Source organism: Sphingobium fluviale (assembly GCF_004122115.1).
In the GTDB taxonomy this organism is placed as follows: Bacteria; Pseudomonadota; Alphaproteobacteria; order Sphingomonadales; family Sphingomonadaceae; genus Sphingobium; species Sphingobium fluviale.
The window spans coordinates 1-765 of sequence record NZ_SBKP01000043.1 but is presented as its reverse complement, the minus strand read 5'-3'; the positions used below and the strand labels follow the sequence as shown (position 1 = coordinate 765).

General features: G+C 55.9%; 1 protein-coding gene and 1 pseudogene. Both read right to left on the bottom strand.

The annotated features are described in order from the left end of the window. Nucleotides 1-127, bottom strand: a pseudogene (locus EQG66_RS15210) (electron transfer flavoprotein subunit beta/FixA family protein); the annotation flags it as partial. Further along, nucleotides 124-702: an alpha-hydroxy acid oxidase gene (locus EQG66_RS15205; protein ID WP_129405349.1), complete on the bottom strand. Its 579-nt coding sequence runs from the start codon at nt 700-702 to the stop codon at nt 124-126. The gene EQG66_RS15205 and the pseudogene EQG66_RS15210, both read right to left, overlap by 4 nt. Nucleotides 703-765: the final 63 nt, after the last annotated feature.

The window sequence follows — 765 nt, the reverse complement described above, 5'->3', positions numbered from 1 at the left end:
CCGCGATCTCGTCAAACGGGTTCATGCTCATCTTCACATTCGCAAGATCAACACCAGTCCCGTCCGCCTTCACACGCGGCTTCACATTATAATCTATCACCCGCTTCACGGGTACAAGAAGTTTCATCTCGCATACCCTTCCAATGAGGTCAGGGGGAGTGATCCGCTCCCCTTATCCAGCAATGAACGATCTGCATTGCGGAGCACTTTGCATCCGGTCAACGTCATCGCAACCCGCAATTCAGCCTTCAGAGTACGCAGCATGGCGGCGACCTGCTGCTCGCCTCCAGCCGCAAGCGCGAACGCCCACGCGCGCCCAAGGAGGCAACCATCCGCTCCCGCCGCCAACGCTTTGAGAACATCGAGGCCGGACCGAATACCACCATCGACCCATACAGAACCGCGACCGCCAACCGCATCGAGCACCCCAGATAGCGCGGCGATGCCCGAAGACACCCCGTCAAGCTGCCGACCGCCGTGGTTTGAGACGATAATGCCGTCTGCCCCTGCATCAAATGCGGCTTTAGCGTCTTCAGAGCAGAGCACGCCTTTGATGATGATCTTTCCTGGCCATATCGACCGGACCCAGGCCAAATCAGCCCAATTGGTGCTACAATCAAAATTCTCGCGGATCCAAGCCTGTTGATTTTCATTGAGAGTTGACCCGGTGTGGGGAGTAATTTCCACTGAGAAGTGACCCATGTTTGAACGCTTCCCTGTCTTTGGTGATCAGGGGATATTGGAGTGTTGGACATGGCGTTATTG

What these genes read in the sequence shown, in the direction of transcription:
- EQG66_RS15205 (WP_129405349.1), bottom strand. Translation starts at nt 702, where the DNA reads ATGGGTCACTTCTCAGTGGAAATTACTCCCCACACCGGGTCAACTCTC.